Source organism: Amycolatopsis sp. NPDC051071 (genome assembly GCF_040682875.1).
Taxonomy (GTDB): Bacteria; Actinomycetota; Actinomycetes; order Mycobacteriales; family Pseudonocardiaceae; genus Amycolatopsis.
Map to the genome: position 1 here is coordinate 1 of NZ_JBFBBY010000313.1, position 2,765 is coordinate 2,765.

General features: G+C 71.0%; 3 protein-coding genes. 2 read left to right on the forward strand and 1 reads right to left on the reverse strand.

Going from position 1 to position 2,765, the window contains the following annotated elements; genetic code table 11:
• Window positions 1-120: 120 nt before the first annotated feature.
• The gene (locus AB0M65_RS40650) at window positions 121-855 is read right to left on the reverse strand and encodes a methyltransferase domain-containing protein (protein ID WP_364040955.1); all 735 of its coding nucleotides are present in this window, start codon (window positions 853-855) and stop codon (window positions 121-123) included.
• Between the two features lie 109 nt (window positions 856-964).
• Here AB0M65_RS40650 and AB0M65_RS40655 point away from each other — a divergent pair, with 109 nt between their 5' ends.
• Both AB0M65_RS40655 and AB0M65_RS40660 read left to right on the forward strand, forming a co-directional pair.
• Window positions 965-1,840 carry a ParA family protein gene (locus AB0M65_RS40655; protein ID WP_364040958.1) on the forward strand — a complete coding sequence of 292 codons (876 nt, stop codon included), beginning with the start codon at window positions 965-967 and terminating at the stop codon, window positions 1,838-1,840.
• 5 nt (window positions 1,841-1,845) lie between these two features.
• Window positions 1,846-2,649, forward strand: coding sequence for a DNA-formamidopyrimidine glycosylase family protein (locus tag AB0M65_RS40660; RefSeq protein ID WP_364040961.1), 804 nt, complete (start codon window positions 1,846-1,848; stop codon window positions 2,647-2,649).
• Window positions 2,650-2,765: the final 116 nt, after the last annotated feature.

The following is a 2,765-nucleotide window of genomic DNA, read 5'->3' on the forward strand; positions in this document are numbered from 1 at the left end:
GGTACGTGGACCCGGCCAACTCCGAGGTGTTCGTCGCCCCGGAGAACGAGGCGTACTGGGTCGGCCCGCGTCCCGCCGAGCACGGCGTCGACGACAGCCGGAGGTACCGACAGTTTCGGCTCAGGCCGGACGGCGTGCTAGGACGTGCAGTCTGCTGGAGATGTCCAGCAGCGGCGAAACCGACGCGGCCGCCAGCTCGAACTCGGCCAGATCCTCTTCCCGCACCCCGCCGGGCACGAAGTCCGCCACTACGCCGTCACCCTGCAACAAGGCCACTTCGAGCCCCACCGCGGTCAGCTGAGCCCGCAGGCCCTCGGCGTCGAACCGGCGCCGCACGGTCTCCCGGCCGCCACCCAGCACGCCGCTCTCGGCCGCGAGCAGTTCCCGTGCCTCGCCGAGCCGTCCGGCCAGCGCGCGCTGCAGGATCGCCGCGTGGCGGTTCGCCACGAGCACCGACACCGCGCCGCCGGGTTTGACCGCCGCGGCCAGCGCGGCAAGCACCGCCGCCGGATCGTCGACGACCTCGAGCAGGCCGTGCGCGAGCACCAGGTCGGCCGAGCCGGGCCGCACGTGGGCACCGAGCGCGTCGGAGTCGTCGGCGATCACCGTGATGCTGCCGGAGACGCCCTCCTCCTCGGCGCGGCGGCGCAGGGTCGCCAGTGCGTTGGGGTTCGGCTCCACGACGGTCACCAGGCAGCCTGCCGACGCCAGCGGCACCGCCCAGCCGCCGCTCCCGCCGCCGACGTCGACGACGTCGGGCTGTTGTGCGCCTCGCGCCCGGGCGGCCCGGAGTTCTGCTTCGAGAACCCGGCGGACCGCCCCCGATCCCCGCGTGGCCACGGTGTCCGTCTTCATAAACGCACAGCGTAATGCCCGCCGTCAGGCGACCGGAGGGTGTAGTCCGATGCGGTGTTCGACACCTTGCCGGGGAGCCACCCCGCCAAGGGCCCGTAGGCTGTATCGAGTGCACACGGTCGCTGTTCTCAGCCTGAAGGGTGGCGTCGGTAAAACGACGGTCGCCCTCGGTGTCGCGTCCGCAGCCCTGCGCAGGGGCACCCGGACCCTGGTCGCCGACCTCGACCCGCAAGGCAACGCCACCACCTCGCTGGACCCGCCCATGACCGACCGCACGCTGGCCGACGTCCTGGAGACGCCGGTGCGCTCGGTGCTCGAACGGGCGATCGCGCCCAGTGTGTGGAGCGACCAGATCGACGTCCTCGTCGGCGCCGAAGAGCTGGAGATGCTCAACGAGCCCGACGCCGACAACCAGCGGCTGGAGAACCTCTCCCGCGCGCTCGACGAACTGCACACCAACCCGCTGCGCGAAGAGCCCTACGAGCTGGTGATCCTCGACTGCCCGCCGTCACTCGGCAGGCTGACCCGCTCGGCGCTGGTGGCCGCGGACAGCGCACTGATCGTCACCGAGCCGACGATGTACGCCGTTTCCGGCGCCCGTCGCGCGCTCGAAGCCATCGAGAAGATCCGCGAGGAGCAGAACCCGGGGCTGCGGCCGATCGGCGTCGTGGTCAACAAGCTCCGCGTGCGCTCCTACGAACACCAGTTCCGCGTCGCCGAACTGCGGGAGAACTTCGGCCCGCTGGTGATGCCGACGGCCATCCCGGACCGGCTCGCGGTGCAGCAGGCGCAGGGCGCGTGCAGCCCGATCCACGAGTGGCACTCCCCCGGCGCGCAGGAGATCGCGCTCACCTTCAACATGATCCTGGCGAAGGTCCTCCGCTCGAGCCGGGCCGGACGGCACCGCGTCCGCGGTGACGAAGACGCTCCAGAGCCCGAGCCCACCGAAGAGGCGGCCAAGCTGAGCGACACCGGCACGGGTTAACGGCCATGCCCGAAGGCGACACCGTTTTCCTCGCCGGCAAGGTCCTCGACAAGGCGCTGGCGGGCAAAACGCTGCTGCGCGGCGAGTTCCGGGTTCCCCGGCTCGCGACGGCCGACGTCGCCGGACGGGACGTGCTCGGCGTCGGGACGGTCGGCAAGCATCTGCTCACCCGTTTCTCCGGCGGCCTCACCCTGCACAGTCATCTGCGGATGGACGGCAAGTGGGCCGTGTACCCGGCGGGCGCGCGCTGGCGCCATCCGGCGCATCACGCGCGGGCCATCCTGGCGACCGAAGACATGCAGGCGATCGGTTTCCGCGTGCACGACCTCGAACTCGTGCCCACGGACGAGGAAGACCGGCTCGTCGGCCACCTCGGCCCGGACCTGCTCGATCCACAGTGGACGGACGAGCACGCGAAGCGGGCGGCCGTGGCGCTGGCCGCGGATCCGGCTCGCGAATTGGGTGACGCCCTGCTGGATCAGCGGATCATGGCGGGTATCGGGAACATGTACAAGGTCGAGATGTGCTTCCTGCTCGGCGTCACGCCATGGACCCCGGTTTCCGCGGTGGACCCCGCGAAGGCCGTCGCGCTCGGCCGTAAACTGCTGAAGGCCAACGCTTGGCGGACCTCGCAGACCACCACCGGGGACCTGCGCCGCGGCCGCGAGCACTGGGCCTACGAACGGACCAAACAAGGCTGCTTCCGTTGTGGCGGACGGCTCCGGGTCGCACCCCAGGGCGCCGGACACCAGGCAAGGCCCACGTGGTTCTGCCCGAAATGCCAGTCAGGACCCGCTCCCAGCGGCTAGGGCGTGTCTGGCAAATCTGTTCGATGGGCTTCGTGATCCAGGTGGTTCCTGGTGGTGTGGGCCCTTCGACCTCGTACTGGAAGGTGGGGGTGGGTTGGGGCCCCCCCCCCCGGGGC

What these genes read in the sequence shown, in the direction of transcription:
- AB0M65_RS40650 (WP_364040955.1), bottom strand. Translation starts at nt 855, where the DNA reads ATGAAGACGGACACCGTGGCCACGCGGGGATCGGGGGCGGTCCGCCGG.
- AB0M65_RS40660 (WP_364040961.1), top strand. Translation starts at nt 1,846, where the DNA reads ATGCCCGAAGGCGACACCGTTTTCCTCGCCGGCAAGGTCCTCGACAAG.